The following is a 20,427-nucleotide window of genomic DNA, read 5'->3' as shown; positions in this document are numbered from 1 at the left end:
ATGCTATCTGAACCTTTTAAGTTTTAACACTATATACATTTTTGTAATAGTCAAATTATCGTGCTTACTCACATCCTCTCCAGAAATAAATTTCAGCACCTCATAGCTAAAGTCCACTCAAGTGGACTGATATGATTGACAAAATTCCACTTCTGGCTCAAGGGAAAGATACAGGCGGAAGATATGGGTTAGCAGAGGTTTTAATGCAACCGCAAAGTATTGCACCACCCCATATTCACGAGCAAGCGGACGAAGCACACTATGTTCTTGAGGGAGAGGTTGAGTACCAGCATGACGAGCAGACTATCGTTGCAACTGCCGGAACTTTCATGCATTTTACTAGGGGTCAGTACCACGGTTATAAAAACATCGGGTCAAAGCCTGCCAAAATCCTGATGTGGGTGACACCAGCAGGGGGTGAGCAGTTTTTTGCAGAGGTAGGATAGCCTGTAAACTTACCATTGAATGAGGAAGAACGCAATCTTTTGGGAGTCATTAATCCCGCCGACCTCGAAAAAGCGATCGCACTTGCTTCAACAAAATATGATCTGCAATTTCAACAGTGATTGCAACATATGAATCGGTTGTAGGGACGTACAGCAGTACGTCCCCACCTATGTATCTGTATCTGATATTTGGTGAAATCAGATGAAATTTTCACCCGGTGTGCTTAACTCAAGCGTATTAAGCTATAACCAACTTTGATTAATTTTAATTCCTCGGCTTTGCATTACCTCTTCAAATAAATTTGTTGGTAGTGCTTCTTCCACAGCAAAAACACCTGGTTTATTGAGTTTACCTTCTAGCAATAATTGGGCAATACTACCTGTGCCGCAACCAGAAGCCACCGCTGTATTTTCATGCACTACAGTTGAACAATAAACGGCTGTTTCACCATTTTTTTGCCCTGTAACTTCTGAACGAACTGCTACCCCAATTCCACTAAAATTATTAGTGACATCTGTCATCGAATGGCTGACATGGGACAGAAATTCAATCATGTAACGACGCTGCATTAACCACTTGGGAAAAACGTGTGCTGCAATCCAAGTTAGGTGATTGTAAAAATCGGGAACAGAGCCAAACTTAGTAATTACAGTTTTTACAGATGGGAAAGCTTTGGGCAGTGTAAAGGTTTCTGGCATATCAAACCAGTAAACTCCGCTGCCTCCATAGGGAGGTGGAAACTCAACTACTTCTCTTTCACTATAAGGCTTGATTACCTGCCATTTTCCATCTATCCAAGTCTCAAAAGGATACTGCAACCCCAGAAAAGTTGTCCGCATCACTGTAATGCCAGCACCACCAGAACCCGAAACCAAATAACTTAAATGAATCTTTTCTGCTTGATCAAATTGTTCAACACCTTGACGTACCATGCTGTTAGAAATACCAGGAAAAATGCCAGTATTAATAATTGCGGTCACACCAGCAGCAGCAGCTTGTTCATTATACTTGAGAGCTTTGCTGGTATAGGAACGATGGTCGCTGACATCTACATAATTAACGCTTAGAGCAATACAGGTTTCGAGAACATTAGTATCGCGATAGTGAAATGGGCCAGCACAGTGGATGACTAAGTTAGAGTTTGCGATCGCATCTCGCAGCTTGTCAACTTCTGCCAAGTCCAATACCAAAAACTGCACTTGTCCTCCCGAAGACAAGCTAACAGCCTTCCCAAACTCCGCAGAACGTCCAGTAATCGTAATTTGTGCCTGCGTATGGGTAGCTAGATCCTGAGCAACAGTGCTACCAATCCGCCCCCGTCCACCAAGAATTAAAACGCTGTCTGTCATTACTCCAGATTAGCAATACTAATCTTATTTCACCAGTTTTCTGTCCTTTTTGTCATCGGTTACAAGTATGACTTGCCTGCCAAGGAAGAAGGACTTTTCAAGGAAGAGGCAGGGGGCAGGGGTCATTTCCCCCTGCCCCCTGCTCCCTTGCCTGTTGTTCAATTATTGGTAGTTGATCAGTTTTGCGCCTCAATTTGTCTGACTACCGTTAGCGCCGAATAACTCACCCCAGCAGTACCTTCGCCGGGATGGGTAGAATCACCAACTAACCACAGATGCTGGATTGGTGTACGATTGGCAAATCCAAAAGGGCCAAAGGTGGGTATTCTTTGACCAATGCCACCAACTATACCGCGATCGCGAGCTGTGAAATGAGCAAAAGTCCGCGGTGTTGCTGCTTCTTGATAAATAATCGTTTCTGGTTTGAGATAGAAGTATTGGGCAAGACGAGCGATCGCTTCTTGGGTAAACTTTTCTTTTAGTCCTTCATAATCTTCAGTCTCCCACCACTGTGCAGGATCGACAAATGAAGAAGCGATAATTGTGGCTTTACCATTTGGGGCGCGGCCGTCTCCAGGATGACTGACGGAAACAAATAGGGAATTATTCTCGCCAATCGGGCCATCAGCATCATACAGAAATTGTAAGTGGGGAGGGCATCCAGGCGGAATCGCGCTGGCATCTACACCCAAATAAATCACAAAGGCACTCGATGCTTGGGGCAGTTTTTCCACCCGGTTTTTATAACCAGATGGCGCTTGTCCCAATAACTGCACCAAGTTTTGCACGGTGACGTTAGTAACTATGTGGTCGGCTGCTTCTGTCCAGACTTCGCCAGTTTTCTGATTTCTAATCGCTACAGCAGTAGCTTTACCGTCTTCTACTTTGATTTCTTCTACAGTGTGGCGCATCAACAATTTGCCGCCATCTCTTTCTAAGGATTGTACCAGGCGATCGCTTAGTACTTGCATACTTCCCTGGAGGTGAAACAATCCTTGGGGCAGTTGGGATACACTCAATGCTGTGGCGGCATAAAGTAATGCCGTCTTCTCTGCATCCACCTGGGAGTATAGCTTCAGTTGCAAATCTAAAAAAGTCCTCAGTCGTTGGTCATTTCCCAGTCCACATAAGCGTAAAGCATCTCCTACCGTAAACAAAGTGAAGGGTACAGTAATTAATGTATTGGGACGCACCGCTTGCATTAGCTGCCACAAATCCCATAAATTACGTGGTGGTAGCACCGGATCACGTCCTTGAAATTCCCAACTGGCATTAAATAAAGTTGCCATCAACTGCCAGAACGGTTCGCTACCGGGGAACTGTTTTTGTCGTTCCTCTTGCCATTTCTCTTGGTCGCGCCAGACATTAATCGGTGTGCTTTCCCCAGGTAAATACACCGCACAAGCAGGATCACAAGGCGTTGCTGGCGGTAAATCTATTGACAATTCTGAGAAAATGCGGTGGTGAATTCCCCCTGGTTCCAACCCCGCCACCTGAGTTGCTCCCACATCGAAGGTAAATCCCTGCCGTTTAAACGTCGAAGCACAGCCTCCTGGGACAAGAGCCTGATCCAAAATTAAGACGCTGTAACCTCTATGAGCTAATAAAGCTCCGGTAGTCAATCCACCTATTCCTGCACCGATAACGACGACATGAGAGTTACTTTTGTCAAGAGAAATACTGGACATTGATTAGTTTCTTTAAAATTCTTAATACTTTTACTTATAATTTTACCTTAATCTTTGAGTTGAATGGGGTCGAAGGGTGCTGGTGTACACAAGTCATCGAATTACCCCCCTTAATCCCCCCTTATAAAGGGGGGAAACCGGAAAATCTGGTTCCCTCCCCCTTATAAAGGGGGGAAACCGGAAAATCTGGTTCCCTCCCCCTTATAAAGGGGGAAACCGGAAAATCTGGTTCCCTCCCCTTTATAAGGGGAGGGTTAGGGTGGGGTAAATTTACGCCTAAATGCAAGTGAGTAGACTGTTTCAGACTTGTGTATACACCATAGCCTTACTAAGGAGAGGGACAGGTTTTGCGTAGCATAACCTTTCTTAAGGTATCTCAGGGGTTGCACGATAAATCTTAAATGGCCTCATCAAAAATTTGTATGTACACGGGGGTTAAGGGGGATCTAAAAGTGCCTAAATTCACAGCGAAACACTTTTTAAACAACCTCTTAATTTGACACGCTACCCTAAACCCAAAAAATTTGAAATCAACGGCAATAGATTGCTGCACTGTTCAACCAACTTTGCGGCACTGGGTAAACTAGAAATTGTCCCTTTTAAAATCTTTATAGCCGTTTTCCCCGCCTTTTGCATCGCCCCTTCTTGGGGACTTTTCCCTGCTTCTGCTAAAGCTTTCACTTGTTCTAATGCCTCAGCTTTATCTTCTTGAAGTAAGTTTGTATCATCCTCAATTGCTGCTTGCAATTGCGTCAATAATTCTTTAATTCCTGGTTTATCTGGTTCGGGAGATTTTGGTAACTCGTTAATAGTATTTGTGACTGCACCACTGATGTCACCCAAACTAAAAGCTTGTCCGCTAGCATTAAAATCTCTGCCAACATTAATATTGCGGCTGGAATCATTACTGTTAGTCATATTTTTATTCTCTACTTTATTTTCAACTTGAACATTAATCGGTTTATTAGCTAATAATTTTACAATCTCTGCCATCTCTCCACTTTGTTGGCGATAAACGACTATTTGCTCATCTTTAGCTTGTAATTGTGCTTTATATTTTTCTTCTACAGCTTGCAATGCCAATTGATAATTTTGCGTAAAATTACTATGAATCTTTTCTTTATCAGCACCATCAGGTACACCAACCTTAACGACAACAACCCCATCACCTTTATTTTCAATACTCTGTAGAGCTAATTCTGTGTCTGCATTTTGGTCTTGCACTGTTTGGAAGGCATTAACAAAAGCTTTCCAGTCTATGCCGTCGCGGAAAATTAAATCAACAGTATTTAAAACCTCTTCAAATAGCTTAGTAAATTCTCCTGGTTGAAAGTCGCCACTACTAGGACGGCGTTCGCGGTCGTCTGTTTCAGGCTTGGGATGTTCTAAAAGATAGATAAAGCGACAATCTATATTATTTAATTTGGTTGTACTTTCAATATTCCACGCTTCCACACAAGCACCTGTCATTTGGGCGCTGGTGAAGTTAGTACCTACAGCTTGAGCTAAAGTTAGGTTTGCCCGTTCTAAACAAGCGCCTTGGAAGGTGGCTTCTGTAATATCAACATCTTTTAAATTCGCTTCTTTTAAATCTGCACCTATCAGGTTAGCGCCTTTCAGGTTTTCACCAGCATAAGATTTTCCTCGACCATTACCAGTGACGAGTAATTTTATAACAGCTAATTTAGTTAATATGGTGTCGTCAACTCTGGCAAAGTCAAGTTTTTTTGCTTCATAAAAACGGGTGCGTGTTAGGTTTGCTTTTCTAAAATCTGTGTTTTTCAGGGTTGCATCAGTAAAATCAGCATCGGTTAAATCGGCATTGCGGAAGCTAGTTCCACCTGTCGCAGCAAAGGCGAGAGCAAATGAGCGAATCGAAGCATCTTTTTCATCTCCCGTTAAACTACGCCAGCCAATGTAAGCGCTAAATAATGTAAAGGCTCCGGCTACGGCGAAGGTTTCGGCTCCGGCTCCGGCTTCGGCTACGGCTGCGGCTCCGGCTGCGGCTCCGGCTCCGGCTACTAAACCTGCTGTTAGACTCTTACGAATGGTAATAATAAAAAAAACCAGTATCACAATTAATGAAACTATCCCGATGATGACGCTTTGAGTGCTTTTGGTGTCAAAAATATATGCGACCAGTACACCAACTAAGATTGACAAAAACCCTGATATTCCCGATAGGAGCCATGAGGCTATAAGCAATCCAATTGTCCAAGGTCGCTGTAGTCCAGCCTTAACACCTGTGAAGTCAGCATCTTTAAGAATCGCGTTGGTAAAGTTTGCTCCTCTAATATCTGCCTTGCTAAAATTTGCCCCAGTCAAGTTTTGACCTTTAAAAGAGCGACCTCGAAGATTTTGACCGGAGTAGTCTGGCGGCATAATCACTAATTCTTAGAGGTTGTTTGAAAATTTCTATGTTGTGATACTAATCGAATGATTACCCCCTTTATAAGGGGGGAAACAATAAAATCCGGTTCCCTCTCCTTTATAAGGGAGGGTTAGGGTGGGGTAAAAGAATATTTAATACATTGTTAAGAAAGTCAGATTAAATCTGGGTTTGGGGGTTGGAATTTTGTGACAGATTTTTGAGAACTAGTGTTACTGAGATTTTATACAAGTTTGCTGTGCAATATTTCGGATTTTGGCAAAATAAAGAAAATACAAAAATTGTTGATGTAATACGCGGTATAAGAGCATAACTGTGCCCTGTTATGTTTAAATGCTTAAAGTGTCATCAGCAATATTGAAGTTGGTGTCACCATATTTAAGCTGTAGTTATTAATATTGCAACGGGAGCGGTCTCCCTCGTGACGGGAGCGGTCTCCCTCGTGACGGGAGCGGTCTCCCTCGTGACGGGAGCGGTCTCCCTCGTGACGGGAGCGGTCTCCCTCGCGACGGGAGCGGTCTCCCTCGCGACGGGAGCGGTCTCCCTCGTGACGTTACTCACTAACACCCAGTTTATGTATGCTATTAGAAGGTTTGAACTCTAGAACTGTAACTGAAATGACTGCTCAAGATTAAGACGATGTTTGTCAGGCTGTGCGCTCAAGAATTGTTAAACCTCAAGAGCAAAATCACCGTTTCCTTTTTGAAGATTGCTGTATATGAACAATCAACTGTACGAACAAGATTTTAATCTGTGGCGAGAAAGCATTATTGAGCAGATTAAAGAACATCGTTTTAATGATATAGATTGGGAGCATTTGCTTATAGAATTAGAAGATATGGGAAAGTTAGAGAAACGGTCATTTATTAGTAATTTAACAATCTTGATTGCTCATTTACTCAAGTTAACCGTTCAATCTGATGCTCCTGAGATGATGAAAACAAGCTGGTATAGTTCTGTGACAGAACATCGTTTCCGAGTCAACAAGGATTTAGAAGAAAATCCTTCTTTTAAAAACTATATTACTGAAGTTATTTCCCAAGCTCATGCTGATGCTCGTAAACTGGCAATCAAAGAAAGTAAAAAAGCTAAATTAGGAGTGAGAAAACCAACGGACGCAGAATATCTTCTTGATTGTCCTTTTCTGATAGAACAGTTATTAGATGAAGATTTTTATGGAGACACTGATTAACAGTTATCAGTGGTGTTCCATAGTTAAGTTACACAAAAAATATTGTAATAATGGGAACATTGTATTATGGAAAACATGGTGCTGCTGAGACACGGTGAGAGGATGTGATAATTTCTTAGCCCGATCGCGTCTTCTTTCACCTTTTGCGTCTCACCCACTTCCCCAATCGACCTTTGCCAAATTGGCGTGAGATTATTGTATGTTTATTACTACAATTACTATTGATGCTAGATAATGGGAAGGCTTTGACATTTTCTTGCCAATCTAGCCCAGACAAACAGAACTAACACTTATGCGAACTCACTATTGCGGCGAACTCCGAAAAGAACATATTGGAGAGACAGTTACCTTTTACGGATGGGTAGACCGTCGCCGCGATCACGGTGGTGTGATATTTTTAGATTTACGCGATCGCTCTGGAATTGTCCAAATCGTCAGCGATCCGCAACGCACCCCAGATTCATACGAACAGGCGAACGCCCTACGAAATGAATATGTTGTCGAAATCACTGGTAGGGTAACGCACCGTCCCGAAGAATCCCTAAATCCCCGCATCCCAACAGGCGAGGTAGAAATCTACGCTGATAAAATTCAACTCCTCAATGCTGTTCGCAAACAGTTGCCTTTCCAAGTTTCCGCAGCTGACACCGAGACAGTGCGCGAAGACTTGCGGCTGAAATATCGTTATTTAGATTTGCGACGCGAACGGATGGCGCAAAATTTGCAATTGCGTCATCAAATTGTTAAAGCTATGCGTCGTTATCTGGAAGATTTGGAAGGTTTTATCGAAGTCGAAACCCCAATACTTACCCGTTCTACCCCAGAAGGGGCGCGGGATTATGTTCTACCCAGTCGCGTCAATCCTGGTGAGTGGTATGCTTTGCCGCAATCACCCCAGCTATTTAAACAATTGCTGATGGTATCCGGCTTAGACAGATATTATCAAATTGCCCGTTGCTTTCGTGATGAAGATTTACGCGCCGACAGACAACCGGAATTCACCCAGTTGGACATGGAAATGAGCTTCATGTCCCAAGAAGAAATTATCGAACTAAACGAAAAGTTAGTTTGTCATATCTTCAAAACAGTTAAAGGAATTGAGTTACAGCGCCCTTTTCCCCGTCTCACTTATGTCCAAGGGATAGAACGCTACGGTAGTGATAAACCAGATACCCGCTATGGTTTGGAATTAGTTGACGTCTCAGATATTGTGAAAAACTCTAGTTTCAAAGTTTTTCGGGATACTGTTACCAATGGTGGTATCGTCAAAATTCTGCCCATTCCCAACGGTAACGATGTAATTTCTAATGTCCGCATTAAACCAGGCGGTGACTTATTTAAAGAAGCCAGCGAAGCCGGTGCTAAAGGTTTAGCTTACATCCGCGTCAGGGATGATGGCGAAATTGACACCATTGGGGCGATAAAAGACAACCTCAGCGTTGAACAAAAACAAGAAATTTTACGCCGCACAGATGCAAAAGCTGGACATTTGCTGTTGTTTGGGGCTGGTGATGCTGCTACAGTTAATAAAACATTAGATAGATTACGGCAAGCGATCGCAAGAGAATTTGAGTTAATTGATCCAGAAAAAATCAACTTGCTGTGGATTACAGATTTCCCGATGTTCGAGTGGAATGCTGACGAAAAGCGCCTAGAAGCACTACACCACCCGTTTACAGCACCACATCCTGATGATTTGAGCGACTTAAAAACTGCACGCGCCCAAGCTTACGACTTGGTACTCAACGGCGTAGAAGTTGGCGGCGGAAGTCTACGGATTTATCAGCGAGAAATTCAACAGCAAGTCTTTGAAGCGATCGGTTTATCTCCTGAAGAAGCACAAAATAAATTTGGCTTTCTGTTAGAAGCATTTGAATATGGTACACCGCCGCATGGTGGCATCGCCTACGGTTTAGATCGTTTAGTGATGTTGCTAGCTGGAGAAGAATCTATTCGAGATGTAATTGCTTTTCCGAAGACACAACAAGCGCGTTGTTTGTTAACAGATGCACCTTCGAGTGTAGATGCTAAACAGTTGAAAGAATTGCACGTTGCTTCGACTTTTAAACCAAAGTCTTAAAAAAGCGCAAGGGGAGTACAGAAAGTTAAAATAAGCCTTTATAGCTCAGTTCCTCTCTAACTCTTCTGTTATGTTTATTATGCTCCCTTTGCCTTTCATCAATTGCTGGGCTGTATTCTAAGGGAGGCTCTAAAGACTTTAAGTGTTCTTTTTCTCCATTTTCATAAATTATGATGTGACGATCATTAGTCATTCTATGCATAGCGTAATATTCAAAGTACTTAGCATCATCTTTGATCCCAAAAATAAAATTTATTTTCCAACCAGCTTGAAAAATTGAACCTTTCCGACGTTTTTGTATATTCTCTTCTGGCAAGGTAATTTTCCATTTAGAAAAATATCTATTAAATTCATTCGTAATTACGTCCATGTTTCTACTCATTAGCTAAAGTCCCAGTGGAACTCCAGTATAATCTGCCATCTGAACAACAACGCTTACTAACAGAAACCCTTTACAGTTCTTGGAACGGGGCAAGTAATACCCAAGGGTTTCTAGTCGTTGCCAATGTGGGCTTGTTTTCCAGTAACAAGCAACCGCCAATTGTACCTGATGTATTTTTGAGCCTGGATGTACAAGTAGCTGAAAACTGGTGGGAAAAACGGCATCGCTCTTATTTCTTTTGGGAGTTTGGCAAACCGCCAGAGGTGGTGATTGAAATTGTTTCAAATCGAGAAGGCAATGAAACAGGACGAAAAATCTTAGAGTATGCCAGGATGCGGGTAATGTACTACATTATCTTTGACCCAACTCGGCAACTTGGTGGTGAAGTTCTCCAGATGTACGAGTTGCGTGGGCGGTAATACACAGTTACGAGCCTTAGGTGTTGAACCAGAAGTGTGAGGATGGAGAGTGATGTAGTCCAATTAATTGAAAAATGCTCTGAAAGTAAAATTGCCAGGAAACCCCCTAAAAAAAACCCGCCGTAGCGGGTTACACAACAAACTAAGAACATTGAAAACTTGATTTAGCTGGAATACCTCATCTCAGCTTCCAGTTGACGAATCAGTTGTTCGTCGCCTTTTGCTCTGGCTACTTGCAAGCGATGCTCTAGGCTTCTTTGAATATTCGCTCTGTGAGCTTCTCGTGATTTTCTGGCATTTTGTAGTCTATTTTGACTCATAGTGATTACCCTGTTTAATTTTTTGTTTATATGTCTTGTATTCTTAATATAACACAGATTTTGTAGCTTTTGCTACAGAAAGTTCTATTCAATATATATTTTATCAAAAACATGTCTAAGAACCAGATAGGTCAACAACCACTCCTAACTTTTTTAAGCGATTTTGGCGATCGCGATGTTTATGTAGGCATAATCAAGGGAGTCATCGCTCAACTCAACCCCAGACTGAGGGTGGTAGACTTAACGCACCAAATTCCGCCGCAAGACATCGCCGCAGCTAGGTTTTGCTTGATGAATGCTTATCCCTATTTTCCAGTTGGGACAGTGCATGTGGCAGTAGTAGATCCGGGTGTGGGAAGCAAGCGACGGGCGATCGCAGTAGAATTTGCTCAAGGGTTTCTGGTAGGCCCAGATAATGGTATCTTCAGTGGGGTACTTAGTCAAAGTCCAGCGATCGCAGCCGTCGAACTCACAAATCTTAACTATTGGCGAACTCGTCAACCAAGCAAGACTTTTCACGGTAGAGATATCTTTGCACCAGTGGGAGCTAATCTTGCTAGTGGTGTTTCCCTCAAACAGCTAGGACAAGAAATTGATCCAGCAAGTTTGGTAAAGCTAGATATAGGCAAGTGCAAGCAGACAACCACTGGCATAGTGGGTTGCATTCAATATATTGACAATTTTGGCAACTTAGTGAGTAACATTGCAGGGAGTTACGTACAAGGTAAAACTTGGTATGTGCAAGCCGCCCTTTTGAGTATACCAGGCTGTGAAACGTATAATGATGTCAACGTAGGAGAGATAATAGCTTTAGTTGGCAGTCACGGCTGGGTAGAAATTGCCATTAATAGCGGCAATGCTCACTCGCAGTTACAGTTAGATTTGCAAGAAACGCTTCAAGTTGTGCTAACTTAAATACCGCACCTTGTGAGTGCCGCATCAAGATAAACATTAAAGTTATATCCTTTTTCCACAGTTGGCAGATGTCCTTACGGAACATTCACCCTTGATTTTGATTTGTAACGCTAATTCAGCAGTTAGTACTCAAGAAAAAAAGCTAATTAACCCAAGTTGCGGGTTATCAGACAGAGGAATGCTTTTCATCCCAAGGTTCGTGTGATTAATGCTAAGTTACAGTAGAATTCAAGTATTTGAACCACATGTGTCGTAGGGGCACAGCATTGCTGTGCCCGTAGAGCGTGGTCTATTTACCTGAAAATAGCTGTAAAATCACATCCACCCCCCAACTTCCGCGTCAGTTAAAGGTTTCTCTAACTTGGTATATTCTGCCTGAGCAGCCCGCAACACATGTTTCATCTGCACTGGTTCCCCAGCATCGGCAGCTATAAAAGCTGCATGTTAAGGCTATGTTACGGATATTACCCCCAGCGACATTTAGCCGTGCCAGTTTCAGAGCATCTAAGTCTGCGGTTGGGGTGTTGGCTGGAAAGACGCGTCGCCAAATCTCGGCTCGTTGCGTTGTATCCGGGAAGGGGAACTGCACTACAAAGCGAATCCGCCGCAGAAAGGCTGTATCAATTGAACTCTTCAGGTTAGTAGTCAGGACTGCTAAACCTGAGTAGCTTTCCATGCGTTGCAATAGATAGCTGACTTCGATGTTTGCATAGTGATCGCGGGGATCTTTGACCTCACTGCGTTTGCCAAATAAGGCATCAGCTTCATCAAATAACAAAATCACGCCGCCTTGTTCTGCTGCATCAAACACCCGGCGCAAATTCTTCTCTGTCTCCCCAATATATTTGCTGACTACCGATGATAAGTCAATACGATAACGGTCGAGGCGCAATTTCTGGGCTAGCACTTCTGCCCCCAAAGTTTTACCTGTGCCGCTAGCACTTGCAAATAGAGCGCTGATTCCCAACCCCCGCCCATTCATTTGCGGTGCAATCGCACCTAGTGCATCTTGCCAAACTGCACCTTGTTCTTTGATAGTTGGTTGATGCACGTCAAAGTTAACTACCAGGCGTTGTGATAAGCCTATCCGTTCCTGACTCGTAACGATTAAAAAGCCCTTTGTGCATTCCATGAAACGAGCGATCGCATTCAGCCGCGCCGGATCATTGGTGTCCAGTTCTTTGCAGTCTAGAAGTAGGGCACTGTTACTTAAAATCGTCTCGCGAGTCCATAGGCGGATGAGATTATCCAACTCGCTAGATGCTAGTGGAATGACTTGTGCAGGCATTACCTACAGGCTTAAGCCCTAGAGTTGACAATTCATAGAATTGTCACCTGTGGCAAATCATATTCTCCAGACTGATTCTTGTGCAGTGGACTTTGGGCTCCGTCTACCTGCACCCGGACAATATAAGTTCCTGGTTTGACATTTTTGACAGGAATCGTGATTGCATCAGTATCTTCGGTGCGTGATGCAACCAAAAATGAGTAAGTTACCGGACTATTACCTGACACTTCATTGAGTAGCAAAACTACCCGCTGTGCCTTACCAACTTTGGGCTGAAATTTAACGGTAATTTCTGCTGCGCGTAAATTATCGCCGCTATTTTCCACTTGAGTGACGAATGCTGTAATTGTTGGATGGAGGACAAAAGCCGCAACGTTTGATTCAACTAAATGGTCCGTTTGCCCTGCATTGCCCATTGTTAGATGTACAACTTGGACACTCTGCACACTTGCGTATAAATTTGGCGGGACTAACAGGCTGATCTGTGTTTCTTTGACTTCCTGAGGTACTATTAATGTCTCTGTATTACCCAAACGAACTTGTGTGATCTTACCGCGTAACCGCTTGCCACGAATTACTAATGTTGTGCCTGCAACAATTATTTGATCGGTCTTTGCCGGAGCCATAACTTGCTCTATATTCGGTTGAGACAAGGGCATCATGTAAAAACTTTCAGACTTGTCATTATTACTCTCAATCACTATCATTGACGCCAAATAGGTAGCTGAAGGTCGATAGTGCGTTTGGAAAGCAGACCATAACTTAGAAGTTTCTTCCATGTTAAAAAACTCTGGAGTCAGTTTGATCTGCCCAATTTCTTCAGCTAAATCAGATACAGATGCACCTGCCATAGCTTGCGAAAAAGCACTTGAGGTATTGGTTGTAGATGCATTTATCAGAGTATTCTTAATAATATCAGATGTAATAACTGGTGTTTTGTGTAATAAATGCATTGCATAGCCAAGTAAAAGCTCCATCTGAAAATCCTTGGCTCCGTAAGCTGTTATTAAGTAATGCAGATCAAGAGCTAGTGGTGGAGTCAAAGAGCGCGGTTTTCCATTAATCTGTGAGTGTCTGCTCCGAAATTCTTGAGATACCCAATCGACATTGCGATTCTGCGTCACTTGGTAGAGAAAGAGGTTCAGTTGAGCACGTGCGTCAGCTTCAACTGAAATTCGATCAGGCGGTAGGGCAGTTACAATTACATCACCAACACTAGCAGTGATCGGATCACTGACTAAACCATTTTCCAGCAAAACTTTTAGTACTGCTGTCACGGCGGCTATAGAGAGCACATTACTCATTCTCATTCCTCATGGCAATAGCACGTATCAATCATGTATGTCAGAGCAAATTGACAAAATATATTTTGCAAAACTTGAAATATTCTGTAACGGAGACTATCTGCACGGCATACAAAAGCACATTAATAACTACTAGTCTGTCAAGCTTGACTTGCTAGGTTCGTAGTTTGCGTTTTAGTGATAAACTGCAAACTACGAACAATCCCACCTCTCAATTACTTCTTGATCCACTACTACTTCGTAGCAGATAAGCAGATAAAAAGAACCTTAATTCGATGAGTAGAGTCTGCTATAGCTCAAAATGATTAAAAAAGAGTCACGCTGACGACCCTCGTCGAATTTGCGTTAAGTTAACATCAGGAACAAATTTCAACTGTCATCGGTCTTAATTTTAAACATTTTATCAAATTGCTAGCATTACTTTTATGTTAATCTAAGTATAATCAAAAATACTTGTAGTATAAATTACGAATATTTATTTAGTTTACGAAGCAAGCACTTATATTTGTAATACTAGTACTATCTCTGACTAAAGCTAACACTTTAAAGTAACTAGGATGGGTTGCCCAGATGAAATCCCCACCTTCTTCAAATTCTTGGATTGGTCGTTTCGTAGGTGATAATCAGCGATATCGTTTAGACCGACGGTTAGGCGGGGGTGGCATGGGAGAAGTCTTCCTGGCAATGGACACCCGTGTAGGTCAGCAGGTAGCGTTGAAGTTGCTCAAAGATACGCTGGTGGCATCACAAGAAATGAGAAAGCGTTTTGAGCGTGAGGTGGCAGTTTGTGCTGCTTTGCAAAGTGACCACATTGTTAAGATTAGTGACTGTGGAGTCACCTCGGAAGGTTTTCCATTTTACGTAATGGAATATTTGCAGGGGCAAACGCTCGGACAACTACTGCTGCGCGAAAAGCGGCTATCTGTTGAACGGACGGTGAAGATTATGGCGCAGGTTTGCAAGGGTCTACAGCTTGCCCATCAAGGAGTTACTCTCCGACGGGATGGCGGAAAAACCACTGAACATATTCAGGTAATTCATCGTGACCTCAAACCAGACAATATATTTTTAGTGCCTACAGATTTGGGAGAGTGGGTAAAGGTTTTGGATTTTGGTGTTGCCAAAATTCGGAGTGAATCTTTAGAAAATTCCAACATTACAAATATAACTAGTACATTTATCGGGACATTTCGTTACGCACCTCCTGAACAAATTCAAAGCGATAAAAACCTGGACGCTAGAGGTGATATTTACAGCTTAGGGATTATTCTTTATGAAATGCTGAGTGCAGCCGATCCATTTGGAATCAGCATTAAAGGTAGTCATATCAGTGAAGCTTCTTGGGTATTAGCTCATGCTTATGAGCCACCGAAACCACTGCGATCGCAATCAGGGTGTGAGAATTTACCCGTACAAATAGAAGCGGTGGTGATGAAATGCCTCCAGAAGAACCCAGCTAACCGATTTGCAACAGTAGAAGAACTGAATCAGGCTTTGCAAGCTACTGCCAAATTTGTCACAGGGACTACTGTACCGCAACAGATTACTGGGCAATCGCAACCTCCCTACAATCAAGGTTCAAATCACGAAACTGTTCCGAGACAATCGAACGACGACACCATTATTCGTCCTCCATCTGCTTACAATCAAGGTTCAAATCACGAAACTGTTCCGAGACAATCAAACGACGACACCATTATTCGTCCTCCATCTGCACACAATCAAGGTTCAAATCACGAAACTGTTCCAAGACAATCGAACGACGACACCATTATTCGTCCTCCATCTGCACACAATCAAGATTCAAATAACGAAACCGTTCCAAGACAGTTTAACCCGATTGAACAAAACCGACCTGAGTCAAGCGTTCCTCCCCTTCAGGCTGGGTACAATCAAGGTTCAAATAACGAAACCATTCCGAGACAGTTTAACCCAGTTGAACAAAGTCAACAGAGTCCTGTGAATAATCCGAACGCTAGCAAACCTGATGTAACGTTGTATCAACCGCGACCTGCGTCTAATCAAGGCAGACCACAAGTACCGCCAGATAAGACGTTGTATCAACCGCGACCTGCGTCTAATCAAGGTGGGCAACAAGTACCACCAGATCAAACGTTGTATCAACCGCGACCTGCATCTAATCAAGGCAGACCACAAGTACCGCCAGATAAGACGTTGTATCAACCGCGACCTGCATCTAATCAAGGCAGACCACAAGTGCCGCCAGATGTGACGTTGTATCAACCACGACCTGCATCTAATCAAGGCAGACCACAAGTGCGAACGGATGACACTATTTACCAACCAAAGCTAAATGAGCAGTTAGCTACGAGAATTACTCCCAATTTCTTGCGAATCCTGGGAGTAGTCTTAGCCATTGGGCTGACTTTAGCATTAGTAACCTATATATATACTCAATTTCAATCTCGTAAACAGCCAAGCAACCAGCAAGGTTTACCTAATAACGAACGGATTCAGAACTAATTATCTAATTAGGATTCAAGTGAAAAGAGCGGTTAGAAACTGTACACCAGTTGCTTTTCCTGTTCAAAGACGCTTATCTACGAGAGGCTTTGCTAACGCGAACAAGTCGGCACCGACGCCAGTCGCTTATGCGGGAAACCCCCAGACGCTCTCTACGAGACGCTGCGCGGCTTCTCTAAGAGTTGCTATGCCGTTGGCGAACGCGAACAGCGTTGTCGCAAGACTTGCCCAAGAGACGCGAACAGCGTCTCCCCAAGGGGAGACGCTAGCGCTAAGGGAGAAAACCGCGCTCATTGGTGTCAACTTAACGTAAAAACCAGTCTAGATAAGTCTTTCAGAGATTGTCTTATCAAAAGTCTCTGACTGTGAATGCCTGAATGAGAGACTCTGCCTCAAGACTAGCGGCACCGCAATTGAAGAGTATTTCCAGCCTGTGGCTCTTAACGAGGTTTTAAAAGGGTTTGAGTTTAAGTTGATACCAATGGACTACACTGGCTCCCCAACACGAGGCAAAACCCACAGAGGTGGGTTTCAATCCCTGAATTTTTCCTTAGTCCGCGCAGGCTAACTACCCTGCGAGAAGGCTTTGACTACCTTTGTATAGCCAAGCCAGTGCGATGGTCGCGAAGCGAACCGCCTTCTCTACGAGACGCTTTGCGAACGGCATCGCAATACAGTTCGGTTAAGATTTCCTCTCCTATGGCGATCCCCTTAAAAAGGGGGTAAAAAAATGTTGCAAACGACATTTATTAACTATATTCATCCCAAGCCACGGGAAAGGAATAATCTGAAAACGCCGAGAAATTCTGATTGTTGCTGCGGGTTTCTTCATCCAGAACTTTAATAACTTTGTTATAAATGTCTTGTGCCTGCTGCGGGGAATCACCGATGCTGGTTAATCCCAACTTGCCAAACTGCGAAAGACAACCTATAAGATGAAACACTGTGCCTGTTTCACTACAACTGTCAAAGTGCAATCTGTGTTCAGCGATGATATCCATCAAATTATTCGGTAATAATCCCTGATAGCGCTCTTTTTGCAGATTATCGGTGGCGATGTAGTATTTAGGACGACCTTGCTGGGTATAAAATAAACCTGTGGAAAGGTCATAGCGACCGTTTGTTAATAATTTCAGGGTCATGAATGGATGAGTAGTGCCGCCTTTACGCAGGTTTATTTCGATCGCCTGAATATCCCAGTCTTCGTTACCCTTGTCAACGGCGATAAAATCTAATCCAAACCGCTCTAAAGTACCTTTCTCTGCTAGTTTTCTGCCAACTTGCAATCCCAATTGCTGTAATTGCAACCGATAGCTTTCATCCGCTGGGAAGCGACAACCAAGATAAATCTGACCGTCTGGACCTCCGAGAATTTGGTCGTGGGTTGAAAGGATTTCCACTTCGCCATTGGGTGTGATCCTTCCTTGGACGCTGGGCGATCGCTTAATTTCCCCTTCCACAAATGCTTCAGCGAGCGCCCCTAACTCAGGCATTTTTCCCGAAAAACTATCCCAAGTCTCTTGTTTTGCTTGAAAGCGCATTGTTGAGAAGCGATCGCTAATTGCTGCTACCCTTTCGGCACGAGTCCCTTTGCCTGGTGCTACATTCTCAATTGGTCTAAAGTCTAGCAGCGCATTTCCTTCTCCAGAAATGCCTTCGTTAAGTTTCACCACTACCCGTTTTAATGTCGGTTGGCGTTCCCACAAATCACTAGTAGCTTCTGCCAAATCTGTGTGGTTCCAAACTTTTTCGGTGCCATCTGGATAAGGTACTCCACTTTCGGCAAAGATTTGCCGACTGCCACTTTTTGTCCCCCAAATCTGTAAATCTGGTGCGGCTGCATACAGTGGTACACCTAATTTTACAGACAATTCGCCTTCCCACTCTGTAGAGTTGTAGCAGATCATAAACGATTTGTCTAGCCTTAAAGCTTGATGAATCCGCTCTAGCAGGCGGGGGCGTTCTAAAATCTTTTGGCTCAGAGGCTTAAGGGAGGAATCGTAAGTAGAAAGTAGCAGCAAGCGATTGCGAGCATGAGAAAAGGGAATTCCTGGCAAAAGTTGCAAGTAATAATCAATGATACTAGGATGCAGTGGTACTGATGTCACATAGATCAGCCGAGTCCGGGGATTCTGCAACCGGATCAAGGAAAATAGTAATCTTTCTTCATAATGCTCGCAGCCTTCGATCTTTTGGAGTTCCCCCTGGTCGATACTCAGAGAGGGAATAATTAAAATATCTGCTTCACTATTATCAAATAGTTCGCTGGTTTTCCAGCGACCGCGTAGAGTTAATTGTAAGTTGCGAAACTTTTCAACTTGTTCTAACTCGGAAATATTTTCTATTGCCATAACCCCTGCCCTCAAATGATTTCAATGTAGCGCACCATGCAGGCTTTTGGATTATTAGTTTCAGGACTAGTCGTCAGATACTTTTGTAAGGAGTTTAGTCTGTAAGAAGATAGCTATACAGATATCAGCCAAAATAAATATTAAGATTAAGAAATATCGATGGCATTATGGTAAGTACTTTTGCAAACACGAAGTGATAAAGTATAAAATTTTATTTTCATTGAAATCTTTATTTTTATTTTTCGAAAATGGCACGATTATTGAGCCGATAGAGAGGATTCTAGATTAAGTAACTATCATTTAATTAATTGAGTCTCCGTCTTAAGATTGAGTTAAATTCAGTTATTTTACCTCTTAAGAGCGATAAATTAGAGCAATATAATAGTTAACTTGAAAGCAGGTGAAAACGAGAAACCCTTCATATGATGAAAGTTGTGTACTAATTTTTCGTTATCAGCTTTCTAGCGTGTATTAACTGTGAAGATAAATGATGTAAGCCGTGTTTAGTTGCTAGCAATAAGTACGTTTGCCAACTATTTGGGTGTATAAACGCCTAAAATTGTAAATGGCGGGAGCCAAAGCAAAAAACAAACCTTGGATCGAAAATTATATCCGAGGTTTACTTTTGGAATGAAAATTGTTGGAATCAGGGAAACAAGGAGAACACGGGGAATAACCAATGCCCCACATCTAATTCAATATTCAATATTCAATTACCAAGACAAAACCTATGCCTAAATCAAAAGAGAAAAAATTACAACCACCACAGCAACAGGAAACACCAGGTGTTGAATCAGAAATGACACCAAAACCCAAAGCAGATGATGACCAGTATCGGGGTAGTGGCAAGTTACAAGATAAAGTAGCATTAATTACGGGTGCAGATAGTGGTATTGGTCGTGCTGTAGCGATCGCATTTGCTAAAGAAGGTGCAGATGTGGCGATCTTTTACCTGAATGAACATGACGATGCCAAAGAAACAAAACATTTAGTAGAAAAACAAGGGCGTCGTGCAGTAACTATCGCAGGCGATATTGGCGATGAAACTTTTTGTCAGCAAGCTATACAACAAACAGTTGGTGAATTTGGCAAACTCGATATTCTGATCAACAACGCCGCAGAACAACATCCTCAAGAAAGTATCGAGGAAATCACCAAAGAGCAACTAGAGCGCACTTTCCGCACTAATATATTCTCGATGTTTTTCATGACTAAAGCTGCACTCAAGCACTTACAAGCAGGTAGTTCTATCATCAATACCACATCGGTAACAGCTTATAAAGGTAACCCACAACTACTAGATTATTCTTCCACAAAAGGTGCGATCGTTGCCTTTACTCGTTCTTTATCACAAAATTTGATATCAAAGAAAATTCGCGTTAATGCTGTTGCACCAGGACCTATTTGGACACCTTTAATACCCTCAACTTTTCCCAAAGATAAAGTTGAGAGTTTTGGAAAACAAGTACCAATGGAACGAGCCGGACAACCAGAAGAAGTTGCTCCTAGCTACGTATTTTTAGCCTCTGATGATAGTTCTTATATGTCTGGACAAGTGTTACATGTTAATGGTGGAGAAGTTGTCAATGGCTAAGTAAAATAGTTAGGAGTCATTCAATTTGGGATTTTAGGTTTTTCCTTCAATCCCAAATTAAAAAATCTAAGTTGGTATTTGAAATCTAGAGTTATAAAGTTTCAGCTTTTAACTCCTAACTCTACCGAATTTACAATGTTTAAATTTTGGATAATGGAATTGAATATTCTTGCGCTCCATTACTTAATATATGTTTGTTAGCGCAGCATCTCTAAGAGTTGCCCC

General features: G+C 42.6%; 13 protein-coding genes and 2 pseudogenes. 7 read left to right on the top strand and 8 right to left on the bottom strand.

Annotation, left to right across the window (positions count from 1 at the left end; translation table 11 throughout):
• Positions 1 to 131 precede the first annotated feature (131 nt).
• Positions 132 to 446, top strand: coding sequence for a cupin domain-containing protein (locus V7K21_RS08670; RefSeq protein ID WP_335173351.1), 315 nt, complete (start codon positions 132 to 134; stop codon positions 444 to 446).
• Between the two features lie 243 nt (positions 447 to 689).
• Here V7K21_RS08670 and V7K21_RS08665 read toward each other — a convergent pair whose 3' ends face one another.
• The 3 genes from V7K21_RS08665 to V7K21_RS08655 all read right to left on the bottom strand — a co-directional run bounded on the left by V7K21_RS08665 (position 690) and on the right by V7K21_RS08655 (position 5,866).
• The gene (locus V7K21_RS08665) at positions 690 to 1,796 is read right to left on the bottom strand and encodes a saccharopine dehydrogenase family protein (protein WP_335173349.1); all 1,107 of its coding nucleotides are present in this window, start codon (positions 1,794 to 1,796) and stop codon (positions 690 to 692) included.
• Between the two features lie 176 nt (positions 1,797 to 1,972).
• Positions 1,973 to 3,484, bottom strand: a complete 1,512-nt coding sequence (crtD, locus tag V7K21_RS08660) for a C-3',4' desaturase CrtD (RefSeq protein WP_335173347.1) — start codon at positions 3,482 to 3,484, stop codon at positions 1,973 to 1,975.
• Between the two features lie 504 nt (positions 3,485 to 3,988).
• On the bottom strand, positions 3,989 to 5,866 hold the full coding sequence (locus V7K21_RS08655; RefSeq protein ID WP_335173345.1) for a pentapeptide repeat-containing protein: 1,878 nt from the start codon (positions 5,864 to 5,866) through the stop codon (positions 3,989 to 3,991).
• Positions 5,867 to 6,591: 725 nt separating this feature from the next.
• Between V7K21_RS08655 and V7K21_RS08650 the strand changes: the two genes are divergently transcribed.
• Both V7K21_RS08650 and aspS read left to right on the top strand, forming a co-directional pair.
• Positions 6,592 to 7,065, top strand: a complete 474-nt coding sequence (locus V7K21_RS08650) for a DUF29 domain-containing protein (RefSeq protein ID WP_335173343.1) — start codon at positions 6,592 to 6,594, stop codon at positions 7,063 to 7,065.
• A 292-nt stretch (positions 7,066 to 7,357) separates the two neighbouring features.
• Complete coding sequence (gene aspS, locus V7K21_RS08645) at positions 7,358 to 9,145, top strand: aspartate--tRNA ligase (RefSeq protein WP_335173341.1); 1,788 nt, start codon at positions 7,358 to 7,360, stop codon at positions 9,143 to 9,145.
• Between the two features lie 25 nt (positions 9,146 to 9,170).
• Here the strand turns inward: aspS and V7K21_RS08640 are convergent, their stop codons facing one another.
• Positions 9,171 to 9,527, bottom strand: coding sequence for a hypothetical protein (locus tag V7K21_RS08640; RefSeq protein WP_335173339.1), 357 nt, complete (start codon positions 9,525 to 9,527; stop codon positions 9,171 to 9,173).
• Positions 9,528 to 9,559: 32 nt separating this feature from the next.
• Here V7K21_RS08640 and V7K21_RS08635 point away from each other — a divergent pair.
• Positions 9,560 to 9,943, top strand: a pseudogene (locus V7K21_RS08635) (Uma2 family endonuclease); the annotation flags it as partial.
• Positions 9,944 to 10,110: 167 nt separating this feature from the next.
• Here V7K21_RS08635 and pirA read toward each other — a convergent pair.
• Positions 10,111 to 10,266 (bottom strand): arginine synthesis PII-interacting regulator PirA, encoded by a 156-nt coding sequence (pirA, locus tag V7K21_RS08630; RefSeq protein ID WP_335173337.1) that lies wholly within the window; start codon positions 10,264 to 10,266, stop codon positions 10,111 to 10,113.
• 111 nt (positions 10,267 to 10,377) lie between these two features.
• On the opposite strand from pirA, the gene V7K21_RS08625 reads away from it, so the two are divergent.
• The gene (locus V7K21_RS08625) at positions 10,378 to 11,181 is read left to right on the top strand and encodes an SAM hydrolase/SAM-dependent halogenase family protein (RefSeq protein WP_335173335.1); all 804 of its coding nucleotides are present in this window, start codon (positions 10,378 to 10,380) and stop codon (positions 11,179 to 11,181) included.
• 315 nt (positions 11,182 to 11,496) lie between these two features.
• Here the strand turns inward: V7K21_RS08625 and V7K21_RS08620 are convergent.
• Positions 11,497 to 12,469: pseudogene (locus tag V7K21_RS08620) on the bottom strand (ATP-binding protein); the annotation flags it as partial.
• A 32-nt stretch (positions 12,470 to 12,501) separates the two neighbouring features.
• Positions 12,502 to 13,773 (bottom strand): DUF4255 domain-containing protein, encoded by a 1,272-nt coding sequence (locus tag V7K21_RS08615; RefSeq protein ID WP_335173331.1) that lies wholly within the window; start codon positions 13,771 to 13,773, stop codon positions 12,502 to 12,504.
• A gap of 570 nt (positions 13,774 to 14,343) precedes the next feature.
• Between V7K21_RS08615 and V7K21_RS08610 the strand changes: the two genes are divergently transcribed.
• Positions 14,344 to 16,257, top strand: coding sequence for a protein kinase domain-containing protein (locus V7K21_RS08610; RefSeq protein WP_335173329.1), 1,914 nt, complete (start codon positions 14,344 to 14,346; stop codon positions 16,255 to 16,257).
• 749 nt (positions 16,258 to 17,006) lie between these two features.
• Here the strand turns inward: V7K21_RS08610 and V7K21_RS08605 are convergent.
• The gene (locus V7K21_RS08605; RefSeq protein ID WP_335173319.1) at positions 17,007 to 18,608 is read right to left on the bottom strand and encodes a peptide ligase PGM1-related protein; all 1,602 of its coding nucleotides are present in this window, start codon (positions 18,606 to 18,608) and stop codon (positions 17,007 to 17,009) included.
• A 730-nt stretch (positions 18,609 to 19,338) separates the two neighbouring features.
• Between V7K21_RS08605 and V7K21_RS08600 the strand changes: the two genes are divergently transcribed.
• Entirely contained in the window at positions 19,339 to 20,202 is an 864-nt protein-coding gene (locus tag V7K21_RS08600; protein WP_335173317.1) for an SDR family oxidoreductase, read from the top strand.
• Positions 20,203 to 20,427: the final 225 nt, after the last annotated feature.

Origin of the sequence: Nostoc sp., assembly GCF_036919595.1 — a bacterium.
Lineage (GTDB): Bacteria > Cyanobacteriota > Cyanobacteriia > Cyanobacteriales > Nostocaceae > Nostoc.
The sequence above is the reverse complement of the archived record's forward strand: the minus strand, read 5'-3'. Positions and strand labels throughout refer to the sequence as shown.

Excerpts from the sequence above, each read along its gene's own strand:
- pirA (WP_335173337.1), bottom strand. The coding sequence starts at position 10,266 with ATGAGTCAAAATAGACTACAAAATGCCAGAAAATCACGAGAAGCTCAC.
- V7K21_RS08650 (WP_335173343.1), top strand. The coding sequence starts at position 6,592 with ATGAACAATCAACTGTACGAACAAGATTTTAATCTGTGGCGAGAAAGC.
- aspS (WP_335173341.1), top strand. The coding sequence starts at position 7,358 with ATGCGAACTCACTATTGCGGCGAACTCCGAAAAGAACATATTGGAGAG.
- V7K21_RS08605 (WP_335173319.1), bottom strand. The coding sequence starts at position 18,608 with ATGGCAATAGAAAATATTTCCGAGTTAGAACAAGTTGAAAAGTTTCGC.
- V7K21_RS08625 (WP_335173335.1), top strand. The coding sequence starts at position 10,378 with ATGTCTAAGAACCAGATAGGTCAACAACCACTCCTAACTTTTTTAAGC.
- V7K21_RS08600 (WP_335173317.1), top strand. The coding sequence starts at position 19,339 with ATGCCTAAATCAAAAGAGAAAAAATTACAACCACCACAGCAACAGGAA.
- V7K21_RS08615 (WP_335173331.1), bottom strand. The coding sequence starts at position 13,773 with ATGAGTAATGTGCTCTCTATAGCCGCCGTGACAGCAGTACTAAAAGTT.
- V7K21_RS08670 (WP_335173351.1), top strand. The coding sequence starts at position 132 with ATGATTGACAAAATTCCACTTCTGGCTCAAGGGAAAGATACAGGCGGA.
- V7K21_RS08610 (WP_335173329.1), top strand. The coding sequence starts at position 14,344 with ATGAAATCCCCACCTTCTTCAAATTCTTGGATTGGTCGTTTCGTAGGT.
- V7K21_RS08665 (WP_335173349.1), bottom strand. The coding sequence starts at position 1,796 with ATGACAGACAGCGTTTTAATTCTTGGTGGACGGGGGCGGATTGGTAGC.
- V7K21_RS08640 (WP_335173339.1), bottom strand. The coding sequence starts at position 9,527 with ATGAGTAGAAACATGGACGTAATTACGAATGAATTTAATAGATATTTT.
- crtD (WP_335173347.1), bottom strand. The coding sequence starts at position 3,484 with ATGTCCAGTATTTCTCTTGACAAAAGTAACTCTCATGTCGTCGTTATC.
- V7K21_RS08655 (WP_335173345.1), bottom strand. The coding sequence starts at position 5,866 with ATGCCGCCAGACTACTCCGGTCAAAATCTTCGAGGTCGCTCTTTTAAA.